This window comes from Aeromicrobium sp., assembly GCF_036676885.1.
Classification (GTDB): domain Bacteria; phylum Actinomycetota; class Actinomycetes; order Propionibacteriales; family Nocardioidaceae; genus Aeromicrobium.
Genome location: NZ_JAKFCB010000240.1, coordinates 1 through 23,237 on the forward strand (window position 1 = coordinate 1; position 23,237 = coordinate 23,237).

General features: G+C 69.6%; 30 protein-coding genes. 11 read left to right on the top strand and 19 right to left on the bottom strand.

Annotated features, from left to right (window positions below):
• Positions 1-204: peptide-methionine (S)-S-oxide reductase (locus V6M46_RS10635; protein ID WP_332664667.1), on the top strand; the 204-nt coding region annotated here is incomplete at its 5' end.
• A 102-nt stretch (positions 205-306) separates the two neighbouring features.
• On the opposite strand, the gene V6M46_RS10640 is transcribed toward V6M46_RS10635, so the two are convergent.
• The 4 genes from V6M46_RS10640 to V6M46_RS10655 all read right to left on the bottom strand — a co-directional run bounded on the left by V6M46_RS10640 (position 307) and on the right by V6M46_RS10655 (position 4,941).
• On the bottom strand, positions 307-1,029 hold the full coding sequence (locus V6M46_RS10640) for a Gmad2 immunoglobulin-like domain-containing protein (RefSeq protein WP_332664731.1): 723 nt from the start codon (positions 1,027-1,029) through the stop codon (positions 307-309).
• Positions 1,030-1,085: 56 nt separating this feature from the next.
• Complete coding sequence (locus V6M46_RS10645) at positions 1,086-3,635, bottom strand: DUF4153 domain-containing protein (RefSeq protein WP_332664669.1); 2,550 nt, start codon at positions 3,633-3,635, stop codon at positions 1,086-1,088.
• Entirely contained in the window at positions 3,632-4,321 is a 690-nt protein-coding gene (locus tag V6M46_RS10650) for a response regulator transcription factor (protein ID WP_332664671.1), read from the bottom strand. Before V6M46_RS10650 ends, V6M46_RS10645 begins: the two co-directional genes overlap by 4 nt.
• A gap of 83 nt (positions 4,322-4,404) precedes the next feature.
• Positions 4,405-4,941 carry a cysteine dioxygenase family protein gene (locus tag V6M46_RS10655; RefSeq protein ID WP_332664672.1) on the bottom strand — a complete coding sequence of 179 codons (537 nt, stop codon included), beginning with the start codon at positions 4,939-4,941 and terminating at the stop codon, positions 4,405-4,407.
• Between the two features lie 74 nt (positions 4,942-5,015).
• Between V6M46_RS10655 and V6M46_RS10660 the strand changes: the two genes are divergently transcribed.
• On the top strand, positions 5,016-5,876 hold the full coding sequence (locus V6M46_RS10660) for a LysR family transcriptional regulator (RefSeq protein ID WP_332664674.1): 861 nt from the start codon (positions 5,016-5,018) through the stop codon (positions 5,874-5,876).
• Here the strand turns inward: V6M46_RS10660 and V6M46_RS10665 are convergent.
• Positions 5,865-6,260 carry a hypothetical protein gene (locus V6M46_RS10665; RefSeq protein WP_332664676.1) on the bottom strand — a complete coding sequence of 132 codons (396 nt, stop codon included), beginning with the start codon at positions 6,258-6,260 and terminating at the stop codon, positions 5,865-5,867. The genes V6M46_RS10660 and V6M46_RS10665 overlap by 12 nt on opposite strands.
• A gap of 170 nt (positions 6,261-6,430) precedes the next feature.
• Here V6M46_RS10665 and V6M46_RS10670 point away from each other — a divergent pair, with 170 nt between their 5' ends.
• Positions 6,431-6,880, top strand: a complete 450-nt coding sequence (locus V6M46_RS10670) for an Hsp20/alpha crystallin family protein (RefSeq protein ID WP_332664678.1) — start codon at positions 6,431-6,433, stop codon at positions 6,878-6,880.
• A gap of 52 nt (positions 6,881-6,932) precedes the next feature.
• Positions 6,933-7,310: a hypothetical protein gene (locus V6M46_RS10675; protein ID WP_332664680.1), complete on the top strand. Its 378-nt coding sequence runs from the start codon at positions 6,933-6,935 to the stop codon at positions 7,308-7,310.
• Positions 7,311-7,631: 321 nt separating this feature from the next.
• Here the strand turns inward: V6M46_RS10675 and V6M46_RS10680 are convergent, their stop codons facing one another.
• From V6M46_RS10680 to V6M46_RS10690, 3 genes are all read right to left on the bottom strand, one after another.
• Positions 7,632-8,201 carry a DUF305 domain-containing protein gene (locus V6M46_RS10680; RefSeq protein ID WP_332664682.1) on the bottom strand — a complete coding sequence of 190 codons (570 nt, stop codon included), beginning with the start codon at positions 8,199-8,201 and terminating at the stop codon, positions 7,632-7,634.
• A gap of 57 nt (positions 8,202-8,258) precedes the next feature.
• On the bottom strand, positions 8,259-8,669 hold the full coding sequence (locus V6M46_RS10685) for a hypothetical protein (RefSeq protein ID WP_332664685.1): 411 nt from the start codon (positions 8,667-8,669) through the stop codon (positions 8,259-8,261).
• A gap of 64 nt (positions 8,670-8,733) precedes the next feature.
• Positions 8,734-8,877, bottom strand: coding sequence for a hypothetical protein (locus V6M46_RS10690; protein ID WP_332664688.1), 144 nt, complete (start codon positions 8,875-8,877; stop codon positions 8,734-8,736).
• Positions 8,878-9,029: 152 nt separating this feature from the next.
• Between V6M46_RS10690 and V6M46_RS10695 the strand changes: the two genes are divergently transcribed.
• Both V6M46_RS10695 and V6M46_RS10700 read left to right on the top strand, forming a co-directional pair.
• On the top strand, positions 9,030-9,248 hold the full coding sequence (locus tag V6M46_RS10695) for a hypothetical protein (protein WP_332664689.1): 219 nt from the start codon (positions 9,030-9,032) through the stop codon (positions 9,246-9,248).
• A 35-nt stretch (positions 9,249-9,283) separates the two neighbouring features.
• A complete protein-coding gene (locus tag V6M46_RS10700; protein ID WP_332664691.1) occupies positions 9,284-9,835 on the top strand; it encodes a mismatch-specific DNA-glycosylase in 552 nt (183 codons plus the stop codon).
• 28 nt (positions 9,836-9,863) lie between these two features.
• On the opposite strand, the gene V6M46_RS10705 is transcribed toward V6M46_RS10700, so the two are convergent.
• On the bottom strand, positions 9,864-10,229 hold the full coding sequence (locus tag V6M46_RS10705; RefSeq protein WP_332664694.1) for a winged helix-turn-helix transcriptional regulator: 366 nt from the start codon (positions 10,227-10,229) through the stop codon (positions 9,864-9,866).
• Between the two features lie 113 nt (positions 10,230-10,342).
• Between V6M46_RS10705 and V6M46_RS10710 the strand changes: the two genes are divergently transcribed.
• The 3 genes from V6M46_RS10710 to V6M46_RS10720 are packed head-to-tail and all read left to right on the top strand — an operon-like array spanning position 10,343 to position 12,197.
• Positions 10,343-11,194, top strand: a complete 852-nt coding sequence (locus V6M46_RS10710; protein ID WP_332664697.1) for an SDR family oxidoreductase — start codon at positions 10,343-10,345, stop codon at positions 11,192-11,194.
• Positions 11,195-11,248: 54 nt separating this feature from the next.
• Complete coding sequence (locus V6M46_RS10715) at positions 11,249-11,758, top strand: hypothetical protein (protein ID WP_332664699.1); 510 nt, start codon at positions 11,249-11,251, stop codon at positions 11,756-11,758.
• Positions 11,759-11,768: 10 nt separating this feature from the next.
• Complete coding sequence (locus V6M46_RS10720) at positions 11,769-12,197, top strand: VOC family protein (RefSeq protein WP_332664702.1); 429 nt, start codon at positions 11,769-11,771, stop codon at positions 12,195-12,197.
• Here the strand turns inward: V6M46_RS10720 and V6M46_RS10725 are convergent.
• Positions 12,101-13,621, bottom strand: a complete 1,521-nt coding sequence (locus tag V6M46_RS10725; RefSeq protein ID WP_332664705.1) for a cytochrome P450 — start codon at positions 13,619-13,621, stop codon at positions 12,101-12,103. The two genes, V6M46_RS10720 and V6M46_RS10725, sit on opposite strands and share 97 nt — an antisense overlap.
• Before the next feature lie 77 nt (positions 13,622-13,698).
• Between V6M46_RS10725 and V6M46_RS10730 the strand changes: the two genes are divergently transcribed.
• Positions 13,699-14,316 (top strand): TetR/AcrR family transcriptional regulator, encoded by a 618-nt coding sequence (locus V6M46_RS10730; RefSeq protein ID WP_332664708.1) that lies wholly within the window; start codon positions 13,699-13,701, stop codon positions 14,314-14,316.
• Here the strand turns inward: V6M46_RS10730 and V6M46_RS10735 are convergent.
• From V6M46_RS10735 to V6M46_RS10750, 4 genes are all read right to left on the bottom strand, one after another.
• Positions 14,313-15,131, bottom strand: coding sequence for an SDR family NAD(P)-dependent oxidoreductase (locus V6M46_RS10735; RefSeq protein ID WP_332664710.1), 819 nt, complete (start codon positions 15,129-15,131; stop codon positions 14,313-14,315). The genes V6M46_RS10730 and V6M46_RS10735 overlap by 4 nt on opposite strands.
• Before the next feature lie 60 nt (positions 15,132-15,191).
• Positions 15,192-17,090: an ABC transporter ATP-binding protein gene (locus V6M46_RS10740; protein WP_332664712.1), complete on the bottom strand. Its 1,899-nt coding sequence runs from the start codon at positions 17,088-17,090 to the stop codon at positions 15,192-15,194.
• Positions 17,091-17,187: 97 nt separating this feature from the next.
• The gene (locus V6M46_RS10745; protein ID WP_332664714.1) at positions 17,188-18,090 is read right to left on the bottom strand and encodes a pirin family protein; all 903 of its coding nucleotides are present in this window, start codon (positions 18,088-18,090) and stop codon (positions 17,188-17,190) included.
• On the bottom strand, positions 18,087-18,773 hold the full coding sequence (locus V6M46_RS10750) for a tyrosine-protein phosphatase (protein WP_332664716.1): 687 nt from the start codon (positions 18,771-18,773) through the stop codon (positions 18,087-18,089). Before V6M46_RS10750 ends, V6M46_RS10745 begins: the two co-directional genes overlap by 4 nt.
• An 86-nt stretch (positions 18,774-18,859) precedes the next feature.
• Between V6M46_RS10750 and V6M46_RS10755 the strand changes: the two genes are divergently transcribed.
• Complete coding sequence (locus V6M46_RS10755) at positions 18,860-19,786, top strand: SGNH/GDSL hydrolase family protein (protein WP_332664718.1); 927 nt, start codon at positions 18,860-18,862, stop codon at positions 19,784-19,786.
• 183 nt (positions 19,787-19,969) lie between these two features.
• Here the strand turns inward: V6M46_RS10755 and V6M46_RS10760 are convergent, their stop codons facing one another.
• The 5 genes from V6M46_RS10760 to V6M46_RS10780 form a co-directional block, all read right to left on the bottom strand.
• The gene (locus V6M46_RS10760) at positions 19,970-20,803 is read right to left on the bottom strand and encodes a Bax inhibitor-1/YccA family protein (protein ID WP_332664721.1); all 834 of its coding nucleotides are present in this window, start codon (positions 20,801-20,803) and stop codon (positions 19,970-19,972) included.
• A 167-nt stretch (positions 20,804-20,970) separates the two neighbouring features.
• A complete protein-coding gene (gene fdhD, locus V6M46_RS10765; protein ID WP_332664723.1) occupies positions 20,971-21,798 on the bottom strand; it encodes a formate dehydrogenase accessory sulfurtransferase FdhD in 828 nt (275 codons plus the stop codon).
• Positions 21,799-22,056 (bottom strand): DUF6457 domain-containing protein, encoded by a 258-nt coding sequence (locus tag V6M46_RS10770; protein ID WP_332664726.1) that lies wholly within the window; start codon positions 22,054-22,056, stop codon positions 21,799-21,801.
• Complete coding sequence (gene mobA / locus V6M46_RS10775) at positions 22,049-22,624, bottom strand: molybdenum cofactor guanylyltransferase (protein ID WP_332664727.1); 576 nt, start codon at positions 22,622-22,624, stop codon at positions 22,049-22,051. Before mobA ends, V6M46_RS10770 begins: the two co-directional genes overlap by 8 nt.
• A gap of 1 nt (position 22,625) precedes the next feature.
• The gene (locus V6M46_RS10780; protein WP_332664729.1) at positions 22,626-23,144 is read right to left on the bottom strand and encodes a DinB family protein; all 519 of its coding nucleotides are present in this window, start codon (positions 23,142-23,144) and stop codon (positions 22,626-22,628) included.
• Between the last annotated feature and the right edge of the window lie 93 nt (positions 23,145-23,237).

Sequence of the window (23,237 nt, forward strand, 5' to 3'; positions counted from 1 at the left end):
ACGACGCCCGAGCAGCAGGCGCAGGCCGAGGCGTCCCGCGAGGCGTACCAGGTGCGCATGACCGAGGCCGGCTACGGCGAGATCACCACGTCGATCCTGCCGCTCGACACGTACTACTACGCCGAGGACTACCACCAGCAGTACCTGGTCAAGAACCCCTTCGGCTACTGCCCGCTGCACGCGACGGGCGTCTCGTACGCCTGACCCTCGAGCGGTGACTCAGCGTCCACTCGCGACCCGCGTTTGGACGCCAAGTCACCGCCGGACGGCGCGTCAGAGCTAGGGCGTTGTGGCGGGCCCGCGCGGTCAGCCGGCGAAGGTCACCGGGATTGACATGGCCTCCCAGACCGAGCCGTCCTCGGCGCTCTCGGTGTAGAGGACGAGGACGCCGCGACCCGTGCCCGGGTTGTCCCACCGCACCTCGTCGCTGAACGCGCCGAGGACGCCGTCGCCGCGGCCGGTGACGAATCCCTCTCCGACGGGTCTCGCGCCGCCGAGCTCGAAGACGGACACCTGCACCGTGCCCTCGAACGCACGGGCTCGCCCGGCGAGGGACAGCGGATCGTCGATCGAGGCGCCGGCGGCCGGCGTCTCGAGCTCGATGTTGGGTGTCGACGACCCGAGGACGTACCAGTTTCCGTCACCCATCTGGCGGACCAGCACGGTCGTCACCGCGCCCCTGGCCGTCGCGCGCAGCTCGACCTCACCGGAGCGCGAGTCGCCCGGCATGAATTCGCCGTACGCGGGGGCGTCGAATCCGATGAGCTCCTCGGCGTAGCCAGCCACAGCAGTCATCGGGTCGTTGTAGCGGAGCTCGCCGGCGGGATCGGGCCACACCACGGTGGCGGCCTCCTGCTGCGTGATCGCGCCCGGCGCCGTTGTCGTGGGCGCGGGTTCGGACGTGGCGGTGGGCTCGGTCGGCCGCGGCGAGTCGTCTCCGCCCTCGTCACAGGCAGCCGCGCTCACCAGGAGCATCGCGACGACGGCCAGCCAGACACGGCCTTTCGCACCCCCGGACTTCTTCGCCATCACGGCCACCCTTCTCCCCTTCAACGGTACGCCCGCACAGGGCTCACGACGGCGACTCAGCGATCGGTCTGGCCGGGGCAGCTCGCAGGCGTGTCCCAGTCGCCAGCATGCGCCTCGATCGTCGAGCGCGCCCGCGACCGGCCGACGTTCCACTCCAGCCAGTCGTCGTGCGTCCGGCCGTCAAGCGACACGGCGCACCCGACGAGCTCCGGCGGCAGTGTCGACAGCACCGGGACCGCGTCCTCGGAGAGCCCCTGCAGGTACGTCCAGTCGACCTTGCCCGTCGTCTCGAAGCGGTCGATGTTCTGCTGCGCGATCCACGCATCGGGGTTGAGGACGGCCAGGCCGAGCAGCATCGCCACCCCGCTGAACAGCGCGAACCGCGGCAGCCACATCGCGCGCAACGCGAACCCTCCGGCGAGCGTCGCCAGCACCAGCAGGCCCAGCCAGCCCTCGAATACGTCGACCAGCAGGCGCAACCGGGTGAAGCCATATGCGTCCTGGTAGACGTGCATCCGGTACAACGCCGACGCGACGACGACCAACGTCAACCCGCACAGCAGGCCGAGGGATCCACGGATCCAGGCCCGGTCGGACGGCGTCTCCCTGGGCGCCTTGCGCGACGCCGCCCACACGACCAGCAGCGTGAGGGCGGTCGCCACGGTGAGCTGCCCGAAGCCCTGGTGGACGTACTCCGCATACGTGAGCCCGGTCGTACGCCTGAGGTAGTCGTGGCCACCGAAGACGACCGTCGCCTGCGCCACCAGGAACACGGCGAACACCGCATCGACGACCAGCACGGGCGCCAACCACTCGAACCGGTGCGCCACCGGGCGGGCCGTACGCTCGCCCCGATTGACCTCGGGCGGGTTGAGCGCCAGGTACGCGCCGGCCAGCACGATGCCGCCGACGAACACCGCGACGAACACGCGGAGGGCGAACTCGGCAGACCCGATGTCGGGGACGATCGCGTCGGCCCACTCCGCGAACAGGGCATCTGCCGAGGCGAACAGCAGGGCGAACACCGTCACCCCGAGCACCGAGATCAGCGCCGTGCGTACGAGCGCCGCGCCACCACCCTTGCCCGTGACGAGCCGCAGCGTGCGACCGAGCCAGGGCATTCCGCGCAGACCGGCGAGCGGCCACGCAACCCCCGCCAGGACGTACGACAGCAGGTTGCGACCGCGGACCAGCCCAATGGCGCACACCCCGGCGCCGGCGATGAGGCAGAGCGCCACGATCCATTCGGCATCCCTGAGGAGGACCATCGTCGACAGTGCCAGGCACAGCCCTGCACAGGCCAGCGTGAACGGGTCGCGCCTGTTCCGGCTCGCGGTCAGCAGGACGGCTCCGGCCGCCACCAGCACGAGGAACACCGCGAGCCCGTGGTCGCGGAACGGGATCAGCACACCGGCAAGCACGCCGACGCCCAGCGCGCCGAGCAGCACGCGTACGTTGCCGGGCACACCCGCGTCCGGCCAGAAGTCACCGAACGTGCTGTCGGTCAGTGACGGCATGGCTGGCGCGGCGTATCGCGGGAGCGGCGCCGGGATGGGACCTGCTGTCGACTCGGACATGGGGCTCTCCTTCGGACGGGCAGACGTGGGGTTGCGCGGGAGGTCGGCCAGCACACGTGCACCGGGCTCACCGGGCCCCGGATTCGCGAAGCCGATCGTTCCGGCATGCAGGTCGGTGACCCAGCGGGCGATCGCCAGCCCGAGGCCGGTTCCGCCGCCCCCGTCGACGTCGGAAAGCGTCCCGAACCGCTCGAAGGCACGATCGCGGTGCGCGGGCGCGACACCTGGGCCCTGGTCGGCGACCACGAGGTGCCAGTGATCGCCGAAGACGTCTGCGCGCAATGTCACGGTCCCGCCCGGCGGGCTGTGTCGTGACGCGTTGTCCAGCAGGTTGGCGACGAGCTGCCGCAGCCGGGCCGGGTCGCCCTGGACCACGAGGTCGGGCGGGCTGACGTGCACGGCATACGTCACGTCGCGACCACCGACCCGGAACTCGGCGACGGCGGCCTCCAGCAGCGGCCCGACCTCGACGTCCTGCAGGTTGAGTGGTGCCTTGCCGGCGTCGACACGGGACAGGTCGAGGAGGTCGGTGACCAGCGCGGTCATCCGCTCCCCCTGGTCGAGGGCGGCGCGAAGCGTCTCGGGATCGGGATCCGCGACGCCGTCGGCGAGGTTCTCCAGCAGCGCGCACAGGGCGGCCAGCGGGGTGCGCAGCTCGTGGCTGACGTTGGCGACCAGCTCGCGGCGCTGCCGGTCCACCCCGGCCAGCTCCTCGGCCATCCGGTTGAACGCCCGCGCCAGCTCGCCGATCTCGTCCCTGGACGTCGCGGCGACCCGTACGGAGTGGTCCCCGGTTGCCATCTGCCTGGCGGCCGCGGTCATCTCGCGCAGCGGGGAGGTCATGCCGACCGCAAGGAGCTGGGTGACGGCGAGCGCGAGCGCGATCGTGACGGGGATGCTGAGCCAGATCGGGACGCCTCCGGCGGAGCCGATCGTGGCCACGATGGACGCGACGGTGACGCTGGCCGCGACCAGCAGCCCGAGCTTGACCTTGACCGACTGCACCTGGTCGAGGGGTCGCGCGGTCACCGGTCGGTCCCGGCCTCGAGGGCGTACCCGACGCCGTGCACGGTCCGCACCCGGTCGGCACCGATCTTGGCGCGCAGGGCCTTGACGTGGCTGTCGACCGTACGAGTGCCCGAAGCGTCCGGCCAACCCCACACCTCGGCCAGCAGGTGCTCGCGGGTGAGCACCACGCCGGGGCTCTCCGCGAGGCACAGCAGGAGGTCGAACTCGGTCGGCGTCAGGTGCACCTCGTCGTCGCCCGTCCACACCCGCCGGGCGCCGGGATCGATGCGCAGGTCGCCGAGGTCGGCGATGCCCGTGCCGGCGAGCTCGACCGCACGGTCGACCCGGCGCAGGAGCGCGGCGACGCGCGCGACGAGCTCGCGCATGCGGAACGGCTTGGTGAGGTAGTCGTCGGCTCCGACCGCCAGACCGACGAGGATGTCCGCCTCGTCGTCCCGCGCCGTGAGCATCAGCACCGGCACCGGCCGCACGGCCTGGATGCGCCGGCACACCTCGTGCCCGTCGAACCCGGGCAGCATGACGTCCAGCAGCACCAGGTCAGGGTCGTGGGTGTTGAACGCCTCGACCGCGCCCGGTCCGTCCCACGCGCGTACGACGTCGTAGCCCTCGGCGACCAGCCGGTCGGTGACCGCGCCGTTGATGATGGGCTCGTCCTCGACGACGAGGATGCGGCGAGGTGCGGTCATGTCCTCAGCGTAGGAGCGCCGCTGGTCGGGAATCGGGGTCGACTCGTGAAGATCCTGTGCAGGTTGGTGGGGTGACGGCGCCGTCAGCGGATCGGCAGGTCGTACTCCCGGCGGATGCTCACGCCGTCGGCACTCAGGTCGGCGCCATAGATGTGCAACGAGATCGCGGTGACATCGCCGGTGTTGTGCACGCGGTGGATGTCGCCGGGAGGTGCGAAGCCGCTGACCTCGCCGACGCCGTTCTCGACCCGGCCGATCTCGGTGAGGTGGTCACCGTTGTCGCGGTAGAGCGTCTCGTACTCGATGCCCTGCAGCACGCCGAATGCGCACCAGGCCACATGATCGTGGATCGGCGTGATCTGCCCGGGCTGCCACACCACGGCCTTGACGGAGAAGGTCGCCTCGGTGTGCAGCACGTGGCTCACCAGCTCGTCGGCGTCGCCGATGCGTTCCTGCTCGGTGAGCAGCTCGACACCGGGCATGCGCTCTCGCAGGACGTCGGCCACTGCCAACGCCGTACGCCGAGGATCGAGGTCTCGGCTGGTCTGTTCCCGGATGCCGTCCAGGAGCTCGGGCAGGCCCGTCCGGACCGGCTGCTTGGGGTAGGTCGTGTGGTTCATGCCTTCAGCATGGATCCGCTGACTCATCACGTCTAATGCCAGTTTGACTGGTGAATCATCGATATGGTTGATGAATGCTCGACCTCAACCGCCTCCGGGTCCTCGCCGCCGTCGCTCGTCACGGCTCGGTGACGGCTGCGGCCAACGAGCTGCACTACTCCCAGCCCTCGGTCAGCCACCACCTCGCCCGGCTCGAGGCCGAGACCGGGGCCAAGCTGTTACAGCGGGTCGGGCGTGGCATCCGGCTCACCGAGGCCGGGCGGGTCCTCGCGGAGCGGGCGACAGAGATCCTCGGGCGGGTCGAGTCCGCGTCGGCAGAGCTGGACGCGCATGTCGGACTGAGCGCCGGCCGGGTCCGCGTCGCGGTGTTCGGGTCGGCACTCGTCGCGCTGATGCCGGAGGTCTCGGCCGAGCTGGCATCGCGGCATCCCGGACTGCGGCTCGACCTCGTCGACACCCATCCGCCCGAGGCCATCGCGATGCTGCGGGCCGGCGAGGTCGACGTGGCCATCGTCTTCCGCTACGACGAGACCGAGCCCGATCCCCCGGGCCTGCGACTGACCCATCTGCGAGACGACCCGACCTACCTGCTGACGACTGACGATCGTGGCCAGGTCGCCGAGCACCGCGACGAGCGCTGGGTCGCCGGCTGTCTCCGCTGCCGATCCCATCTGGTCGAGGTCTGCAACCGCGAGGGCTTCGAGCCCGAGATCGCCTACACGACCGATGACATGGTCGCGATCCAGGCGCTCGTGGCGGCCGGCATGGGCGTCGCCACGATCCCCGGACTCGCACTCCGAGCGCATCGCAACCTCGACCTCAACGCGTACGAGGTCCCGGGCGCGCCCAGGCATGTGTACGCAGCGACGTACGGCGAACCGCCCGATCCACCGCCCACGGCCGCCCTGCTCGACGTCCTGGTGTCACTCGCCTGACGTCCGGCGGTGCCCCCTCGGGAACCCCGTCCAGACCAGGAGCTGGACGACCGTGACACCCAGGACCACCCACAGGGCCCGGGCGTCGGTCCCGGTGAGGTGCAGAACGCTCGCCACGATGGTCGGGCTCACCGCGACGACGACCTGTGCCTCGGCCAGCGACGAGCCAGTCCCCCCGTCCAGCGCTTCTCGTGCTCGGTCGGTCCGCAGGTACGTGAACAGGCCGGCCGCGACCGCGCAGTACGCGAGAGCGAGGATCGACGGCCAGGGACTTTCGTAGGTGCCGTCCTCGCTCGCCCAGCGGGCAGTCCCGACCAGCACGAGAGCCGCCGCGGCGACGCCTGTCGCGACCGCTCCTCGATGACGCAGGAGGAACCCCGCCATGCCTCGAGCGTACGGTCGCGGTCGCCCTGGCGTCCGGCGAATTGCCTCGCACTTCAGGCCACATGCGCGATTGGCGCGGGGAAAAATGGGAACAGATCCTGTGACATCGGCGCTCATGCCTGCGCCCAGCAGGCGAACGCCCCACCACATCAGAAGGGAGGTCGGTGGACATGGCAGAGTCCGACCGCCACGACAAGGAGTTGACCTCCTGGAACCCGTTCCGGGAGCTCGATGACATCCAGAACCGCATGTCACGGCTCCTGGAGTCCACCTTCGGCGGCGCCCCCACGACCGGCGCCTGGTCGCCACCGGTGGACATCGAGGAGACCGACGACACCTTCGTCGTCGAGGCCGAGCTGCCCGACGTCAAGCGAGAGGACATCGATGTCGAGCTCAAGGACAACGAGCTGTCGATCCGCGGCGATATCAAGGAGCGCGAGCGCACCGGCGTCCTTCGCCGGCAGACCCGGCGCACGGGCCGGTTCGACTACCGGGTGACGCTTCCCGGACATGTCGAGGCCGACCGCACCGAGGCGTCGCTCAAGGACGGCGTGCTTCGGCTGACGCTGCACAAGAGCGAAGGCCACAAGCGCAGGCGGATCGAGATCTCCGGACCCTGACCGCCCACCGTCACCTTCTGGGCCGCTGACGAGCAACGAGAGGAGGAATGAGATGTATTCGTCAGATGACCCTCGCCAGATCGGGGTGCTGCTCCGGATCAGCAGGTCGCTGGACATCGTGGGTGATGTCAGCGTCAACCTGAACGACCCCTCTGAGCTCCTCGCCTGGGCCACGACGCTGCCCGAACCGACAGCCCTGGCCTGGCGCGCCATGGACTCGGAGAAGCGCTACGTCCAGGTCAACGCCGCGCATCACCGCAGCCCGGTCCACGGCAACATCACCGCGGTCCTGTGCTGCGAGCAGCATCGACCGTTCTGGGACGAGCTGCTCGACGCCGACCTCGAGCCGGGGAGCGAGCAGGTGATCACGGTCGAGGCCCTGTCGCAGGCCTGGGCCTCGGCAGTTCCGCTCGCGCCGACAACCCCATGAGCTGAGCCGGCCGGAAACCGCCCGGTCCACTTCCGGGCGTCAGTCCGAGAGCGCGGCGGACACCACGACGATCGTCGTGCCGATCGCGAGAAAGGCCAGGAAGAACGCCACGGCCAGCCAACGCGTGCCCGACATGGGGTTTCCTTCCGGTCCGTACGAGAGCCGCTCGTCCCGTACGCCGTTGCACTACCCCGGCAGGTTCGCGGCCAATCTCAGCGGGCTGCCTGATCCTCGGCGTCGAAGGCTTCCCGCATACGGACGTCCCGCGACGGACCGTCGCCTGGCCCGGCCGCGCAGGGTTCGCGCGACCGGGCCACGGCGTCAGGACTGACGCATCGCCGACATCTTCTTGATCTCGGCGGCCTGGTCCTTCTGGACCTTCTTCGCCAGCGCGACGGCGTCCGGGTACGTTCCGTCGGCCTCCTCGGTCGATGCCATCTCGATCGCGCCCTCGTGATGCTCGATCATCATCGTGAGGAACTCGGCATCGAATGCCGGGCCGGACAGCGACTCGAGCCTGGACAGGTCCTCATCGCTCATCATCCCGGGCATGTCGGACGACGAGCCATGATCCATGCCTTCCATGCCGCCGGACTCGCCCGGTACGTCCTCGTCCCAGGACTCGAGCCAGCCGGTCATCGTGTCGATCTCCGGCTGTTGTGCGGCGATGATGCCGGACGCGAGATCCAGCACCTCCTGGCTGGACGTACGGTCCTCGGCGAGCTTCGCCATCTCGGTGGCCTGGCGGTGGTGCGGGATCATCTCCTGCGCGAACGACACATCGGCGTCGTTGAACGCCTTCGCGGATGGCTCGTCCGAGTCCGAGCAGGCCGCGAGCGCGACCAGGGGCAGGGCTGCGAGCAGGGTCGCAAAAGTACGGTTGATACGCATGGTTCTCCTTGAGGGGTTGCTGAATGTACGGGGCGGTCGAGTCGTCGACAGCGCCCCTCAGCACCTCAGGATCGAGCTGCGTTGAAGCGGGGTGAGGCCTTGGAACGGCGGGAGCCGCAGGACAGTGCCGAGGCGGAATGGCGGTGGGCGCTCCCACAGCACTCGATCTGACGAGCGGCGACGGAGGACCAGGAAGGCGCTCGCGCCGATCATCATGGCGAGGCACAGCATCATCAGGCCACAGCAGTCGGACGTCGCCCCGTCCGGGTGGTCGTCGAGGTCGAGACCGGCCGCCAGGCTGTGCGGGCTGTCCATCTGCATCACGCTCGAGACCGTGGCGTCATGCGGGAGGTGGGCCGGATCGTCCACCAGGACGTGAAACATCGCCAGAATGCCGAGGATCAGGCACGAGTTGACGCAGACGCGCAGCCACGACGGCATGGGGTCGAGCGGAGCGGAGGCATGCATCGGACTCATCGTATCGACCGGGTCGAACTGCGAACCTTGCCGCGCCTCGGCGCCCGGTGGCGCGTCAGACGTCGTGGGGTTCGGGGTCAGCTTCCGCCGGTTCGGCGTCCGGGTCGCCGCTGGGTTCCGCGGGTGCCGGCGCGCCGGGGTCGAGGCTGGGCTCGCCCTCAGGAGGCGTCGAGACAGGATCGTTGGGGACGGTGGTCATGGCGTGCTCCGTTCATTTGGTCGGAAGATGGACGTACCCGGGGCGCAGGGTCGCTACGCACAGCAGACCGCACCGACAGACCTGCGCCTGCGGGCGTTATCGACCTCGCCCGGCGGGTACGCCCTCGGCAAGCACCGACTCCAGGAGGACTCATGACCGTCCCACCCCTAGAACCCGACCCGGACGTCGACATCCCCGGCAGTGAGCCGGAGGTGCCGAACCCCGACGTACCGGGCGATCCGGACGACGTCGGGCACCTGGTGCCGGACGGCGACCTCGCGGCGCAGAACGAGAGCGCGTGGCCGGACGACGTGGACGAGGGCATCGTCCCCGACGAAGACCGCGTGGTCCCCGACCTCGACGAGGGATGACGGTCGACCGAGCACCCGCCTGCTAGTTTCACGCGATGGGCTTCACCCGCGAGGAGCTGCTCTCGTACGCCGACCGCACCGTCCCGGACCTGGTCGGCGATGACCTGAGGCTGTTGTTCGTCGGCATCAACCCCGGCCTCGTCAGCGCCGCGACGGGACTGCATTTCGCGCGGCCGGGCAACCGGTTCTACCCCGCCCTTCGGCTCGCCGGGATCATCCCCCCGGATGTGATGACGCCGGAGGCCGCCAGGCCGGCCCTGCTGAGTCGGGGCATCGGCATCACGAACATCGTCGCGCGGGCCTCCGCGCGGGCCGATGAGCTGGGGGCCGCCGAGCTGGTCGAGGGGCGGGCGCGACTCGAGGCATTCGTCGACGAGCACCGGCCACGCGTCGTGGCGGTCGCCGGCATCACGTCGTACCGCATCGCGTTCGGGCGCCGGCTCGCACGGGCTGGGCGCCAGGAGGAGACGATCGGCGACGCGCAGCTGTGGGTCGTGCCCAACCCGAGCGGGCTCAACGCGCACGAGACGATCGAGTCGCTCGCGGCGGCCTATCGCGAGGTGGCCGAGGCCGCCGGAGTCGTCTGATCGGCGACCGTCCGCCGGCAACGACCACTCAGGCGGAGTGCGCCCTGGACTCCATGACCTGCGGCATCACGCCGTAGAGCGCCAGGATCAGCCCCTTGACCGCCTCGGCGACCTTCTCGCCGTTCGGCGTCAGGCGGTAGTCGACGTTGGGTGGCAAAGTCGACTGCACGTGCCGCTCGACCAGGCCGTCCGCCTCGAGGGCCTTGAGGGTCTGCGACAGCATCTTGTCGCTGACGCCGTCCACGCAGCGGCGCAGCTCACCGAACCGGGCCGGCTCCGGGCTCAGCGCTGCGAGCGTCAGGGAACCCCACCGGCTCGTGACGTGCTCGAGCACCTCGCGCGACGGGCACGCGCCATTGAACACGTCGAACGGTCGTCTCGGGTCCTCAGCCATGGTGCGTCCTCCTGTTGTTGCCATGCTAGCACTTCGTTAGTACTTACCCAGAGTTTGCACTTTCTATTGGTTAGTGTACGGTCGTGGTCATCGCCAACCGAAAGGAACCACCCATGACCATCGCCGTCACCGCAGCCACCGGCCAGCTGGGCACCCTCGTCGTCGACGCGCTGCTCCAGCGCACGACCCCCGACCAGATCGTCGCGATCGCCCGCGACGCCGCCAAGGCCGAGCCGCTCGCCGCCAAGGGCGTCGAGGTACGCATCGCGAGCTACGACGACCCGACCGCCCTCACGGACGCCCTTGCCGGCGTCGACCAGGTGCTCCTCATCTCGGGCAACGAGTTCGGCAAGCGCGGACAGCAGCACCGCAACGTCATCGATGCCGCCATCAGCCAAGGCGTCTCCCGCGTGGTCTACACGAGCGCACCCCAGGTCGACACGTCCACGCTCCCGGTCGCACCGGAGCACCTCGAGACCGAGCAGTACCTTGCCTCGACGGACGTGGACCACGTCCTGCTGCGCAACAACTGGTACCACGAGAACTACGCCTCGAGCGTCGAGACGGCCGCTGCGACCGGTTCGGTCCTGACCAGCGCCGGCGACGGCCGCGTTGCGAGCGCCTCGCGACAGGACTTCGCCGAGGCCGCTGCGGTCGTTCTCACGACCGATGCTCCGGTCAAGCGCGTGTACGAGCTGGCCGGCGACGTCGCCTGGACGCAGGCCGACCTCGCCACGGCGCTCACCGATGTCGTCGGCAAACCCGTCGAGGTCGCGAACGTGTCCTCCGAGGAGCAGGCGTCGATCCTGACGTCCGTGGGCCTGGACGCCGGCCTCGTCGACTTCATCGTGGCGGTCGACGCGTCGATCAAGCAGGGCGAGCTGGAGCTCGCGACCGGCGACCTCAGCTCGCTGATCGGCCGTCCGACGACGCCGCTCGCCGAGTCGCTTCGCGCTCTGGCCTGAGCAGAAGCGAGACGAATCACCCGGACACCGACATCATGAGGTATGCGGCTCGCTGTGCGGATCCTCGCCCTCGTGCTCGTCGGCGCCTTCGTGTCGGTCACCTCGTCGCCGGCCGTCGCCTCGTGCGCGGCCGGCGCGGGCCCGGCCGGCTCCCCGACGATCTTCCTCGGCGTCGCCGGCAAGACGTCGGGCGGCTACACGACCATGACGGTGGAGGAGGTGTGGGCCGGGCCTGACCTCCCCCTCACGGTGCGCGTGCTCTCCGGGCAGACCCAGCCCAACACGGTCAGCTCCGTCGACGCCGACCTGCGGCCCGGTCACCGGTACGTGGTCGGCGCCGACGACGAGCTGCGGACCAATGCCTGCACCGTCGAGGAGGTCGCGTCGACGAGCTCGACCGACGGGGCGATGGCACTGCGACCGGACCACGTACGCAAGCCGGCCGTGCGCACCGATGACGCCGGCGAACCCGAGTCGAGCCGGCCTGTGCTCCTCGCCGGACTCGGGCTGGTGCTCGGCATCGGCGCCGCGGTCTGGATCGTGCGCGTCCGCAGCCGGCGTTAGCGTTGGACGTATGGAGCAACGACTCAGCCTGATCACGCTCGGCGTCGCCGATCTCCCGCGAGCGCGCCGCTTCTACGAGGCCGGCCTCGGCTGGACGCGGGGCAACACCGAGGACGAGGTCGCGTTCTACCAGCTCAACGGGCTGGTCCTCGCGCTGTGGACCCGCAAGGACCTCGCCGACGACGCCCACGTCACCGACACCGGAGCCACGTTCAGCGGCATGAGCCTGGCGTTCAACACGCGCAGCCATGACGAGGTCGACGAGGTCCTCGCCCAGGCCGAGGCGGCCGGCGGCACGATCCTCAAGTCCGGCGAGGAGCAGCCGTGGGGCGGCTACTCCGCCTACTTCGCCGATCCGGACGGGCACCCGTGGGAGGTCGCCTGGAACCCCGGCTGGTCGATCGACGACACCGGGCACACCTCGCTCGGCTCGGCCTGATCCGTCGCCTGAGCCGGTGATGCCACCGCGGGGGTGCGGGGCGTCATCGCCAGCTCGAACCCCTTGGGCATCAGGGTGAGCCGCTCAGCGATCTCCAGCTCGTAGTCCGGATCGCCGGCGATGTCGTAGCGGTGCAACAGCCGCGCCAGCACCAGGATCGCCTCGTGCAGCGCGAACTGCCGGCCGATGCACGACCGCTCACCCGTGCCGAACGGCTTGTACGAGTGGGGCTGACGGCCGCGCGAGTTCTCCGGCAGGAACCGGTCGGGATCGAACATGTCCGCGTCGTCACCCCACACCGCCGGGTCGCGGTGCACCATCGGCAGGACCACGATCGCCCAGTCCTCGGGGCGCATCGTGTGCCCCGTGCTCAGCACCGTGGTCTCGCGGGGGCTGCGGGTGAACGCGGGCGCCGTGGGCCACAGCCGCAGGGCCTCGTCGAGCACCCGGCGCAGATAGCGGAACTTCGCGACCTGCTCGAACGTCGGCTCCGCATCCCGGTCCGGGCCGAGGACCTGGTCGACCTCGGCCTGCGCCTTGGCCAGCACCGCGGGATCACGGGACAGGTAGTAGAGCGCGAACGACAGCGCACCAGACGTCGTCTCGTGCCCGGCGACGAGGAACGTCAGGATCTGGTGGCGGATGTTGAGGTCGTCGAGTCGCTCACCGGTCTCGGGGTGCGGCGTGTGCAGCATGATGCCGAGCAGGTCACTGTGATCGACCTCGTCGGCGTTGCGTCGCTCGGCGATGATGCCGTCGAGCATCGAGTCGACGTATGCCTGGTGGTGGGCGTTCCTCCTGTCGATCCGCCTGGCCATGAGCGCCGCGCCCGGCATCGCGTTGAGCGACCCCTTGCGCTGGCCGGCCTTGAGCGCCGCGATCATCGCCGGGATGAACGGGTGCGGCTCGGCCCGGCTGAATGATCCGAAGTCGGTGCTGAACGCCGCCCGGCTGATGGTCTCCATCGTCAGCTTGGTCATGTCCGCCGAGACGTCGACCCGACCCTGACCCCGGTCCCACGTGTCGAACAGCTCCTGCGCCGCGGCCAGCATGATCGGGTGATAGCGCTGCATCGCGGCCTTGGTGAACGCCGGCCGCAGCAGGTCGTGTGCCAGCGCCCAGTTGGTCTCGTCGTTGTACGCCGTGAAGAGCCCCTGCCCGGCGAACTCGCGCAGGGCGACGAGGGCCGGCGACAGGCTCTTGGCGAAGCGCGACTCGTCCGCGAGCTCGGCCGCGAGCTCCGCCCCCGTCACGAAGACGAACTTCTGGTCGAAGATGTGCAGCTCGAAGATCGGCCCGAGGCCCTCGGCGCGCCGCATCGTGCTCTGCAGCGGCGCCTTCACGTCCGCGCCGAACACGTCACCCACGACCGGCTTGCGGCCGGGCGGGTGTGGGAACGTCTGACCTGACCAGTCGTTGCGCACGCTTGCTCCTTATTGAACGACAATCCAATAATGTCAGACTAGCCCCTGCTGAATCGGTGTCAAGTAGTCTGTCCGTCATGGCCACCCGCACCCGACTGAGCCGCGAGGCGCGTCAGGACCAGCTCCTCGAGCTCGGCGCCGAGCTGTTCGCCGACCGGTCCTACGAGGACGTCCACATCGAGGAGCTCTCCGAGGTCGCGGGCGTCTCGCGTGGGCTGCTCTACCACTACTTCCCGACCAAGCGGGCCTTCTTCGCCGCGATGGTCCGGCGCGAGTCGACACGGATGATGGAGCTCACGGCCCCGGACGAGACGCTGCCGATCCTGGACCGGCTGCGCCAGGGCATCGAGACGTACCTCGACTACTGCCAGGACCACAAGATGGGCGTCAAGGCGATCTTCCACGGCGCCGCGTCGGCCGATCCCGAGATCCAGGCGATCATCGAGGACGACATGCAGCGCCAGCAGGATCGCATCACTGCCGGGGTCGAGCCGACCGGTCAGCCCTCCGAGCTCATGCAGATCGCCGTCCGCAGCTGGCTGCACTTCATGCGCAACGCCTGCCACCAGTGGCTCGACTCGACCGAGACGAGTCGCGACGAGGTGCGCGACCTGTGCGCCCAGGCCCTCGTGGGCACCCTCCTCGCCCTGCCGGAGGGCTCGCGCCCGTCGGCGCTGCAAGAGCTCGAGGGTTAGAGCCCGCTCCGCTTGCTGAAGGCGGTGACCGCGCGTTGGTAGCCCGAGCCCGTGAGACGTACGAACGCGTCGAGCACCCACGCGTCGGCGCCGATCAGCACCCGGGCCCTGTCGTTCTCGACACCCTTGAGGATGACCTTGGCGGCCTTCTCGGGAGACGTGCGAGCCAGCTTGTCGAACGAGCTCGCGAGCTTGTCGTGGTCACGGCCCTCGACCTGCTGGGCGTTGAGGGCGATGTTGGTCTTGATGCCGCCAGGGTGGACGCAGGTGACCTTGACCGGGCGCTGGTCCCGCACCATCTCCTGGCGCAGCGCCTCGGTGAAGCCGCGAACCGCGAACTTCGCGGCGTTGTACGCGCTCTGCGTCGGCACCGCGAACAGCCCGAAGATGCTCGAGATGTTGATGACGTGACCGTCCCCGGACTCGACCAGGTGCGGGAGGAAGGCCTTGGTGCCGTTGACGACACCCCAGAAGTCGACGTCCATGACCCGGTCGATGTCCTTGAACGACATCTCCTCGACATCGCCGGTGAACGCGATGCCGGCATTGTTGAACACGAGGTTGACCCGGCCGAAGTGGGCGGCCACGTCGTCGGCGTACGCCAGCACCAGCTCGCGCTGCGAGACGTCGAGCGGGTCGGCCTTGACCTCGGCCCCGGCCTGCCTGACGAGCGCCTCGGTCTCTGCGAGGCCGTGGGTGTCGACGTCGCAGATGGCGAGCCTTGCGCCGCGGCGGGCGAGCTCGACGGACAGCGCCCGGCCGATGCCGGAGCCCGCGCCGGTCACGACGGCGACCTTGTCGGTGAAGTGGGTCATGTCGTCCTCTCACATTCAGATACTGAGGGTATCTGAATGTGAGGCTACCAGATAATCGGGTTAGCCCGGGAGGGGTTGATCGACTGCCTCGGTGAGGTCGCCGGCATCGAACTGCGTCCGGTGGAGCTCTTCGTAGCGTCCGCCCTGGGCCAGCAGCTCGTGGTGCGTGCCCTGCTCGACGACCCGGCCGTCCTCGATGACCAGGATGCGGTCGGCCGCGCGTACGGTCGACAACCGGTGGGCGATGACGACGGACGTACGCCCGGCAAGGGCGACGGCCAGCGCCTCCTGCACCGCGGACTCCGACGTCGAGTCGAGGTGGGCTGTCGCCTCGTCGAGGATGACGACTCGCGGGTGGGCCAGCAGCAGGCGGGCGATCGTGAGCCGCTGCCGCTCGCCGCCGGAGAGCCGGTAGCCCCGCTCGCCGACGATCGTGTCGAGCCCGTCGGACAGCGACGCCACCAGGTCGTCGAGCCGCGCGTCGCGGAGCGCCGCCCAGAGCTCGGCGTCGGTCGCCTCGGGCCGGGCCAGCAGGAGGTTGGCGCGGACGGACTCGTGGAAGAGGTGGCCGTCCTGGGTCGCCATGCCGAGGGTGTTGCGCAGCGAGTCCATCGACAGGTCGCGGACGTCGACGCCGCCCAGGCGCACCGACCCGGCGTCGACGTCGTAGAGACGCGGGATCAGGCTGGCGATCGTCGACTTGCCGGCGCCGGACGTGCCGACCAGCGCGACCATCTGGCCGGGCTCGACGCGGAAGGACACGTCGTGCAGGACGTCGACACCACCCCGGTTGTCGAGCATCGCGACCTCCTCGAGCGAGGCGAGGGAGACCTTGTCGGCCGACGGGTAGGCGAACGTCACGTGCGAGAACTCGACCGACACCGGGCCGTCGGGCACCGAGACGGCGTCCGCGTGCTCGCGGATCAGCGGCCGCAGGTCGAGCACCTCGAAGACCCGCTCGAAGCTCACGACGGCGCTCATGATCTCGACCCGTGCGCTCGCGAGTGCGGTGAGCGGCGCATACAACCGGGTCAGCAGCAGCGCGAGAGCCACGACCGCACCGGGGTCGAGCGAGCCCTTGAGCGCGTAGAAGCCGCCCAGCCCGTAGACGACGGCCAGCGCCAGGGCCGACACGGTGGTCAGCGCGGTGACGAAGACCGACTGCAGCATCGCCGACTTCACGCCGATGTCGCGCACGCGCTTGGCGCGGGCGGCGAACTCGACGGACTCCTCGTCGGGCCGGCCGTAGAGCTTGACGAGCGTCGCGCCCGGCGCCGAGAAGCGCTCGGTCATCCGGGTGCTCATGACGGCGTTGTGGTTGGCCGCCTCACGCGACAGCGCGGCGAGCCGGCCGCCCATCCGCCGGGCCGGCACCACGAAGAGCGGCAGCAGCACCAGCGCCACGGCGGTGACCTGCCACGAGATGCTGACCATCACGATCAGGGTCAGGGTCAGCGTCACCAGGTTGCTGACGACGCCCGAGAGCGTGCCGCTGAACGCGCGCTGGGCACCCAGCACGTCGTTGTTGAGCCGGCTCACCAGCGCCCCGGTGCGGGTCCGGGTGAAGAACGCGATCGGCATGCGCTGGACGTGGTCGAACACCGTCGTGCGGAGGTCGAGGATCAGCCCCTCACCGATCGTCGCCGACAACCAGCGGGTCCAGATGGCGAGCGCGGCGTCAGCCAGCGCGATCAGCGCGATGAGGCCGGCGATGCCGAAGACCGTGCTGCGGGAGTCACCGTTGACGATCGCGTTGACGACGCGGCCGGCGAGGACCGGCGTCGCGACCGCGAGGCACGCCGAGACGACGCTCAGCAGCAGGAAGTGGATCAGTCGCCGCTTGTGGGGCGCGGCGAAGCCCGCAATCCGCTTGAGCGTCTCCTTGGTCAGCCGCTGGGGACCGTTCTGTGTGTTCATCACACGGTGCAGCGAGTTCCATGCTGCGACGTCCATGCTCATGTGGTCCTCCTGGATCGGCGTACGCCCTGCCCAGTGTTCACCCTGGGCACGACAAACCTAGAACCTCAATCAGAGTTGAGGTCAATCGAGCGCGACGTCAGGCGACCGTGCGGCGCCGTGGCTTGAGGCGCAGCTCGGGCATCGGCGGCGCCGGGATGCGCTGGCCGTGGTGCCCGGCGACCTCGCCGAACCGCTCCGACTCCTTCTCCCAGTCGAGCCGGGCCTGCACGATGTCCTCATGCGAGCGCCCGATGAAGTTCCACCACATCACGAGCTCCTCCTGGAACGGCACACCGCCGATCAGCAGCAGGGTCGTCGCGGCCGGCACGAACAGCTCGACGTCGTCGCGGCCGGGGGCGAGGTAGCGCATCTGGCGGTGGACGATCTCCGTGCCCCCCACGAGGGCTTCGCCGTCGACAGCCAGGACTGCGTGCTCGAACTCGGGCCGCAGCGGGATGATCGCACCGCCAGGGCGTACCTTCAGCTCGGCGCCGACCATCGGCGAGTGGGTCGTGGCCGGAGATGCAGCGTCGTCGAGCTCGCCCATCAAGACCTTGGCCGTCCACCCCTTGCCCTCGGCAACCGGCAGGTCGGGGTGATGCTCGAAGCCGGCGACGCCCGTGCGCCGGACGTTGGGGAGCGCGACCCAGAGCTGCAGGCCGTGCATGGGAGCCGTCGTGTCGCCGACGGAGACCTCGGAGTGGGCCACTCCGTCGCCCGACGTCATGAGGTTGAGCTCGCCGGGCTTGAGCACGACATCGCTGCCGAGGTTGTCGCGGTGGCGTATCTCGCCGGCCATCGGCCACGTCACGGTCTGCAGCCCGGTGTGCGGGTGCGGAAGCACGTTCATGTGCTCCGTGGTCGGCCCGAAGTGGTCGACGAAACACCAGGGCCCGACGGTGGGCAGGCCACGATGGGGAAGCGTGCGGTGCACCGTGATGCCGCGGACCCCGCCCAGCGGGACCTCCCGCGCATCCAGTGAGAGGTCGAGCGAGGTCATGTCAAAAGCGTACGTCGGAGCTGCTCGACGAGGTCATGACTGCCGCCGATGCCGACGAACCAGCCGTGGACGCCACCATCGTGTGAGTCCCAGACATCGAGCACTCCCTCGATCGCCTCGACCGGCACCGCGAGGAACTCCGGGGGAAGCGCGGCCCGGTGGTGACGGCCCGGAAGCCTGCGCAGGCGCGAGGTGATGGCCTGCTCGGCATGCTGGGTCTCGAGGAAGTCCGCGACGACGTCGTCGCGCGAAGCGCCGAGGAGCCGCAGCAGGAGCGCGATCGAGACACCCGTGCGGTCCTTGCCGGCCGCACAGTGGATCAGCGTCGCGCCGCGGGCCGTGCCGACCTCGCGCACGAGCTCCACGAGATACATCGACGCGTGGTCGAGCAGCAGGAGGTAGAGGCCCGCGAGGCTCTCGGCGGGAGCCGTGCCGGGACGCAGCGCGCTGAGCAGCGGCAGGTTGACGATGCGCGCGCCGGATCGGGCGAGCGGGTGGATGTCTTCGGACTCGTTGGCCGACCGCAGGTCGATCACGAGCGACGGCGGCCAGACGATGTCGTCAGGCGCGACGTCCTTGTGGGACGGCACCGCACTGCGCAGGACACGGCCCCGTTGGACCACCAGGCCGTCCGCCGTCTCGATTCCGCCCACATCTCGAAGGTTGGGGACGAATTCACGCACGGGGCCACCCTAAGCGCAAGCAAGGACACATGGCTGAGGGGCTCTTTTCGTGTGTTTCCGTCATCTGGCCGACGTAAAATGACAACGTGCCTCGTCCCCGCCGCATCGCTGCCGCCACCCTGATTGGCGGCAGTGCCACGCTCTCGGGTTTCTACGGCTTCCTCGTCGGCGAGGCGATGCTCGCCCGCCGCGCGATCGGCACGACCGATGAGCGCCCGCCCTCCCCCGACGGCATCTACGGCGACGACCTCCCGGGGCGCACCATCCGCGTCCTGGTGCTGGGCGACTCTGCCGCCGTCGGCTACGGCGTCACCCGCGCCGATGCCACACCCTCGGCGATGATCGGCGTCGGCCTCGCGCACGTCATGGACGCGCCCGTCGAGGTGCAGTGTCGCGCCGTCGTGGGCGCGCAGACGGCCGACCTCATGGACCAGATCGACCTCGATCCCGACTGGAACCCCGATGTCGCGGTCATCGTCGTCGGCACCAACGACGTGACCCACAACGTGACGCCCCGCACCTCCGCACGCCTGCTCAGCAAGGTCGTCCGGCGGCTCGTCGCCGAGGACTGCGATGTCATCGTCGGCACGTGCCCCGACCTGGGCACCGTCCAGCCCATCATGCAGCCGCTGCGCACCGTCGCCCGCAAGCTGAGTCGCGCTCTGGCCCGCAAGCAGACCATCGCGGTCGTCGAGGCCGGTGGCCGCGCGGTGTCCCTCGGCGACCTGCTCGGCACACTGTTCGCCGAGCGGCGCGACGTCATGTTCGGCGCAGATCACTTCCACCCGTCGGAGACCGGCTACGCCAACATGGTGTCGGTCCTGATCCCGGCCATCTCGGCATCCTTGCGGCAGAAGCAGACGAAGCACGCCTACGCCGGCCACGCGCGCGATCTCGTGTCGGTCGCGGATGCCGCCGCCGTGTCGGTCGACCACCCGGGCACGCAGGTGGCACCGGACGCGGGCCCCGGCGGCAGGTTCGCCTCGGTCCTGCGGCGCCGCCGCGCCTCCTGACCCTGGGTTCGCGGTCCGCAGTCCGCGGTCCGCGGTCCGCAGTCCGCGGTTCGCGGTTCGCGGTTCGCGACAGAAGAATCGGGTTTTGTCCGCCTATGCGCGGACAAAACCCGATTCTCCTGTCCCCATGACGAACGGCCGACCCCGGGAGGGATCGGCCGTTCGTGTGTCTAGCGCTTCGTGTCAGTCGCCACGCAGGATCGCGAGGATGCGCAGGATCTCGATGTAGAGCCACACCAGGGTGACCGTGAGACCGAAAGCCGCACGCCAGGACTCGCGCTCCGGAAGGCCGGCCGCAACGCCTTGCTCGATGTAGTCGAAGTCGAGGATCAGCATGAACACCGCGAGCACAACGGCCGCACACGAGACCAGCAGGCCCAGCGTGTTGAAGCCGCGGATGCCGCCGTCGTCGACGACTCCGGTCCAGCTCAGCAAGAGGTTGAGCATCGTCGCGCCGAAGAACGCGAAGACCGAGATCATGACGACCTTGCGGAACTTGGCGGTGACCTGGATGTTGAAGAACTTGTAGGCCGCCAACGTTCCTCCGAAGGCGACCATCGTGCCGACGATCGCCTGGAACACGATGCTCGCGTCTCCGACGAATGCTGCGATCACCTTGGAGAAGGCACCCACGAACACGCCTTCGAAGACGGCATAGGCCAGGACGAGCGCCGGGCTGACGACCTTCTTGAACGAGTTGACGAAGGCCAGCACGAGGCCGATCAGCGCACCACCGATGGCGAACGTGAACGCACGGCCGTAGGCATCGCTCGCGGTGGCGTCGCTGCCGAGGTCACCGATCATGACCCACGTGATGCCGGCGACGACAGCGAGGACCAGCAGGGTGATGCCAGTCTTCTCGACGACCGTGTCCATGGTCATCCGGCCGGTGCCACGCTCGGTGTGAGTGGGTGATCCGCCGAGGTCGACCTGCCACTGGGACGGATCGTTGGCGACTGCGCCGCCGCGGCCGTTGAACTCGGCGCTGCGGGCGAAGACGGGGTTGCTGCTCTTCATGATTCCCTCCGTGGGATGGCTCCGGAAGTGGAGTCGTTGTCCTTCACTGTATCCAACGTCGCAGACAGCCGGTTTGATCCCGGGTTACATGTCGGAATCGGCAACTTTTGCGAATACCTCCACGGCCAAACCCTCGCGAACGTGAGTGCGGCCCGGCGTGTCGGCGATCAGGAGATGCGGTGGGCTCCGGCGTACGCGTTGAAGCCGCCGTCGCGGCTGAAACCCAGCAGCGTCATGCCGGCCGACTCGGCGTGCTCCACCGCGAGCGACGAGGGCGCCGACACCGCTGCCAGGACCGGTATGCCGGCCATGTGCGCCTTCTGCACGAGCTCGAACGACGCACGCCCGGAGACTTGCAGCGCCGTGCCGGCCAGTGGCAGCCGGCCCTCCCGGACCGCCCAGCCGACGACCTTGTCGACCGCGTTGTGCCGGCCGACGTCCTCACGCAGGCACAGCAATGTGCCGGACGCGTCGAAGAGACCGGCGGCGTGCACTCCCCCGGTGCGCTCGAAGACCTTCTGGCCCTCACGCAACCGGTCGGGAAGCGACCCGAGCAGCGCCCGGTCCCAGCTCGTCGCGTCGTCGAGGCGCCCGAAGTGCGCGGCCTTGTGGACCGCATCGATCGACGCAGTGCCGCAGATGCCGCACGAGCTCGAGGTGTAGACGTGGCGCTCCAGCGAGACGTCGAGCGGCGGGGTGTCGGCGCTCAGCTCGGCGTCGATGACGTTGAACGTCTGGAGGCCGTGGTCATCGGTGCCGGCACAGAACCGCATCGAGACGAGCTGGTCGGCGGACCAGATGACGCCCTCGGAGACCAGGAATCCCGCGACGAGGTCGAAGTCGTCTCCCGGCGAGCGCATCGTCACCGAAAGCGACGTGCCCCCGACCCGGATCTCGAGCGGCTCCTCCACCGCGAGCGCGTCCTCGCGGACCGTCGCCGGTCCCTCCGGAGCGAACCGGGTGACCTTGGTACGCCTCGTCAGCCGGCCGGCCATCTAGGCGTCTTCCTCCTCGACCCGCTCGCAGAGTGCTGTGGCCGTCTCGATCGCGTCGCGGAGGTCGGACTCGGACCCGCCGGCCATACCGGCGGCGAGACCCGCGAGGAACGTGGTGAGGGGCGCGGCCGGGCGCACGACGGCATGCGCGGCAACCGCGGCCAGGTCGAGCACCGACTCGGTGTCGAGGTCCAGCTCCTTGATGCCGAGCTCGGCAGCAACCGTGACGACCCAGTCGTCGAGCGTGATGTCAGCCATCGTGAGTCCTTTCTGCGAGCGCCTTCTCCTGATCGTGCCACGTGTCGATGTCGAGCGCCGCTCGTGCCGGAATCGCGATCTCCATGAGCTCCAGCGGCACCAGCAACGTACGTACGGGGAGGTCGACGAGCGTCACCTGGGTCGCGATCGAGGCCCGCAGCGCGGCCGCGTCGAGGACGCTCATGAGGTATTGCCGGCGGCCGTCGCTGTCGACCGCGATGACGCCGTCGCCAGACGCCTCGTCGAGGAGCAGGTCGACCGCATCCGCCAGGAACGGGTGGTCGCAGCTGACCAGGAACACGTACGACTCCCGGACCTCGGCCATCGCCGCCCCGATCGCTGCGGCGGGACCCGCGAACCGGGGCTCCTCCTGCACGACGATCGTGCCCTCGGGCACGGACTTCGGGTCGCCGACGACGATGACGCGGCCCGCGCCCGATACGGCGCGGAGCGTACGGGCGAGCAGCGTCTCACCGTCGAACTCGAGCGCTGCCTTGTCGACACCACCGAGCCGCGAGGCGCGGCCGCCGGCCAGCACGATCGCGTCCCAGTCGGCCGTAGGAGGCACGTCAGCCCCGGACGTCGTGGAGGTGGTGGGCGATGTCGTGCAGGTAGTACTGCGCCAGCGTGGCGATCGTGAATTCCGAGCCGTTGCTGCGGTAGCCCCTGCGGTCCCAGGCGTCGTCAGGGACGGACTGCAGGACCGCGACCATGCCCTCGCCGGCCTCGACGAGCTGCGCCGCAACGGTCGCCGGATCCTGGGATGCGTAGTCGTCGGCGATCGCGGTCTCGTCCTGGTCCCAGTTGGGGAACTGCGGGGCGTCCTGCTCGAGCATCAGGCGGATGCGCTGGGCGAACAGCGTGTGGACGTCGCGGACGTGGCAGGCGTACTCGGTCGCCGACCACGTGGTCGGCGCCGGACGCTCCCGTGCATCGGGGCGCTCCAGGACGGCGGACCAGCGCGGCAGCTCCGCCTGGACCCGGTGGGCGACCTCGGTCGGCGGCACGTCACCGGCGGCAAGTCCGCACTCGGGGCACGGCTGCTCGAGCACCCAGGTCCAGTCCTTGGTGTCAGGTTCGATGTCCACGCGTCTACGCTAGCGCGAGTGGAGCCCACGCCGTACCGAACCGAGCCGGTCTCGTTCACCCGACGCGGCGGACGCCTGACCGAGCGCCAGCAG

What these genes read in the sequence shown, in the direction of transcription:
- V6M46_RS10700 (WP_332664691.1), top strand. Translation starts at nt 9,284, where the DNA reads ATGGGCTTCACCCGCGAGGAGCTGCTCTCGTACGCCGACCGCACCGTC.
- V6M46_RS10675 (WP_332664680.1), top strand. Translation starts at nt 6,933, where the DNA reads ATGTATTCGTCAGATGACCCTCGCCAGATCGGGGTGCTGCTCCGGATC.
- V6M46_RS10650 (WP_332664671.1), bottom strand. Translation starts at nt 4,321, where the DNA reads ATGACCGCACCTCGCCGCATCCTCGTCGTCGAGGACGAGCCCATCATC.
- V6M46_RS10665 (WP_332664676.1), bottom strand. Translation starts at nt 6,260, where the DNA reads ATGGCGGGGTTCCTCCTGCGTCATCGAGGAGCGGTCGCGACAGGCGTC.
- V6M46_RS10720 (WP_332664702.1), top strand. Translation starts at nt 11,769, where the DNA reads ATGGAGCAACGACTCAGCCTGATCACGCTCGGCGTCGCCGATCTCCCG.
- V6M46_RS10680 (WP_332664682.1), bottom strand. Translation starts at nt 8,201, where the DNA reads ATGCGTATCAACCGTACTTTTGCGACCCTGCTCGCAGCCCTGCCCCTG.
- V6M46_RS10710 (WP_332664697.1), top strand. Translation starts at nt 10,343, where the DNA reads ATGACCATCGCCGTCACCGCAGCCACCGGCCAGCTGGGCACCCTCGTC.
- V6M46_RS10655 (WP_332664672.1), bottom strand. Translation starts at nt 4,941, where the DNA reads ATGAACCACACGACCTACCCCAAGCAGCCGGTCCGGACGGGCCTGCCC.
- V6M46_RS10660 (WP_332664674.1), top strand. Translation starts at nt 5,016, where the DNA reads ATGCTCGACCTCAACCGCCTCCGGGTCCTCGCCGCCGTCGCTCGTCAC.
- fdhD (WP_332664723.1), bottom strand. Translation starts at nt 21,798, where the DNA reads ATGGCCGGCCGGCTGACGAGGCGTACCAAGGTCACCCGGTTCGCTCCG.
- V6M46_RS10640 (WP_332664731.1), bottom strand. Translation starts at nt 1,029, where the DNA reads ATGGCGAAGAAGTCCGGGGGTGCGAAAGGCCGTGTCTGGCTGGCCGTC.
- V6M46_RS10695 (WP_332664689.1), top strand. Translation starts at nt 9,030, where the DNA reads ATGACCGTCCCACCCCTAGAACCCGACCCGGACGTCGACATCCCCGGC.
- V6M46_RS10685 (WP_332664685.1), bottom strand. Translation starts at nt 8,669, where the DNA reads ATGCATGCCTCCGCTCCGCTCGACCCCATGCCGTCGTGGCTGCGCGTC.
- V6M46_RS10730 (WP_332664708.1), top strand. Translation starts at nt 13,699, where the DNA reads ATGGCCACCCGCACCCGACTGAGCCGCGAGGCGCGTCAGGACCAGCTC.
- V6M46_RS10760 (WP_332664721.1), bottom strand. Translation starts at nt 20,803, where the DNA reads ATGAAGAGCAGCAACCCCGTCTTCGCCCGCAGCGCCGAGTTCAACGGC.
- V6M46_RS10735 (WP_332664710.1), bottom strand. Translation starts at nt 15,131, where the DNA reads ATGACCCACTTCACCGACAAGGTCGCCGTCGTGACCGGCGCGGGCTCC.
- V6M46_RS10740 (WP_332664712.1), bottom strand. Translation starts at nt 17,090, where the DNA reads ATGAGCATGGACGTCGCAGCATGGAACTCGCTGCACCGTGTGATGAAC.
- V6M46_RS10670 (WP_332664678.1), top strand. Translation starts at nt 6,431, where the DNA reads ATGGCAGAGTCCGACCGCCACGACAAGGAGTTGACCTCCTGGAACCCG.
- V6M46_RS10770 (WP_332664726.1), bottom strand. Translation starts at nt 22,056, where the DNA reads ATGGCTGACATCACGCTCGACGACTGGGTCGTCACGGTTGCTGCCGAG.
- V6M46_RS10745 (WP_332664714.1), bottom strand. Translation starts at nt 18,090, where the DNA reads ATGACCTCGCTCGACCTCTCACTGGATGCGCGGGAGGTCCCGCTGGGC.
- V6M46_RS10690 (WP_332664688.1), bottom strand. Translation starts at nt 8,877, where the DNA reads ATGACCACCGTCCCCAACGATCCTGTCTCGACGCCTCCTGAGGGCGAG.
- V6M46_RS10705 (WP_332664694.1), bottom strand. Translation starts at nt 10,229, where the DNA reads ATGGCTGAGGACCCGAGACGACCGTTCGACGTGTTCAATGGCGCGTGC.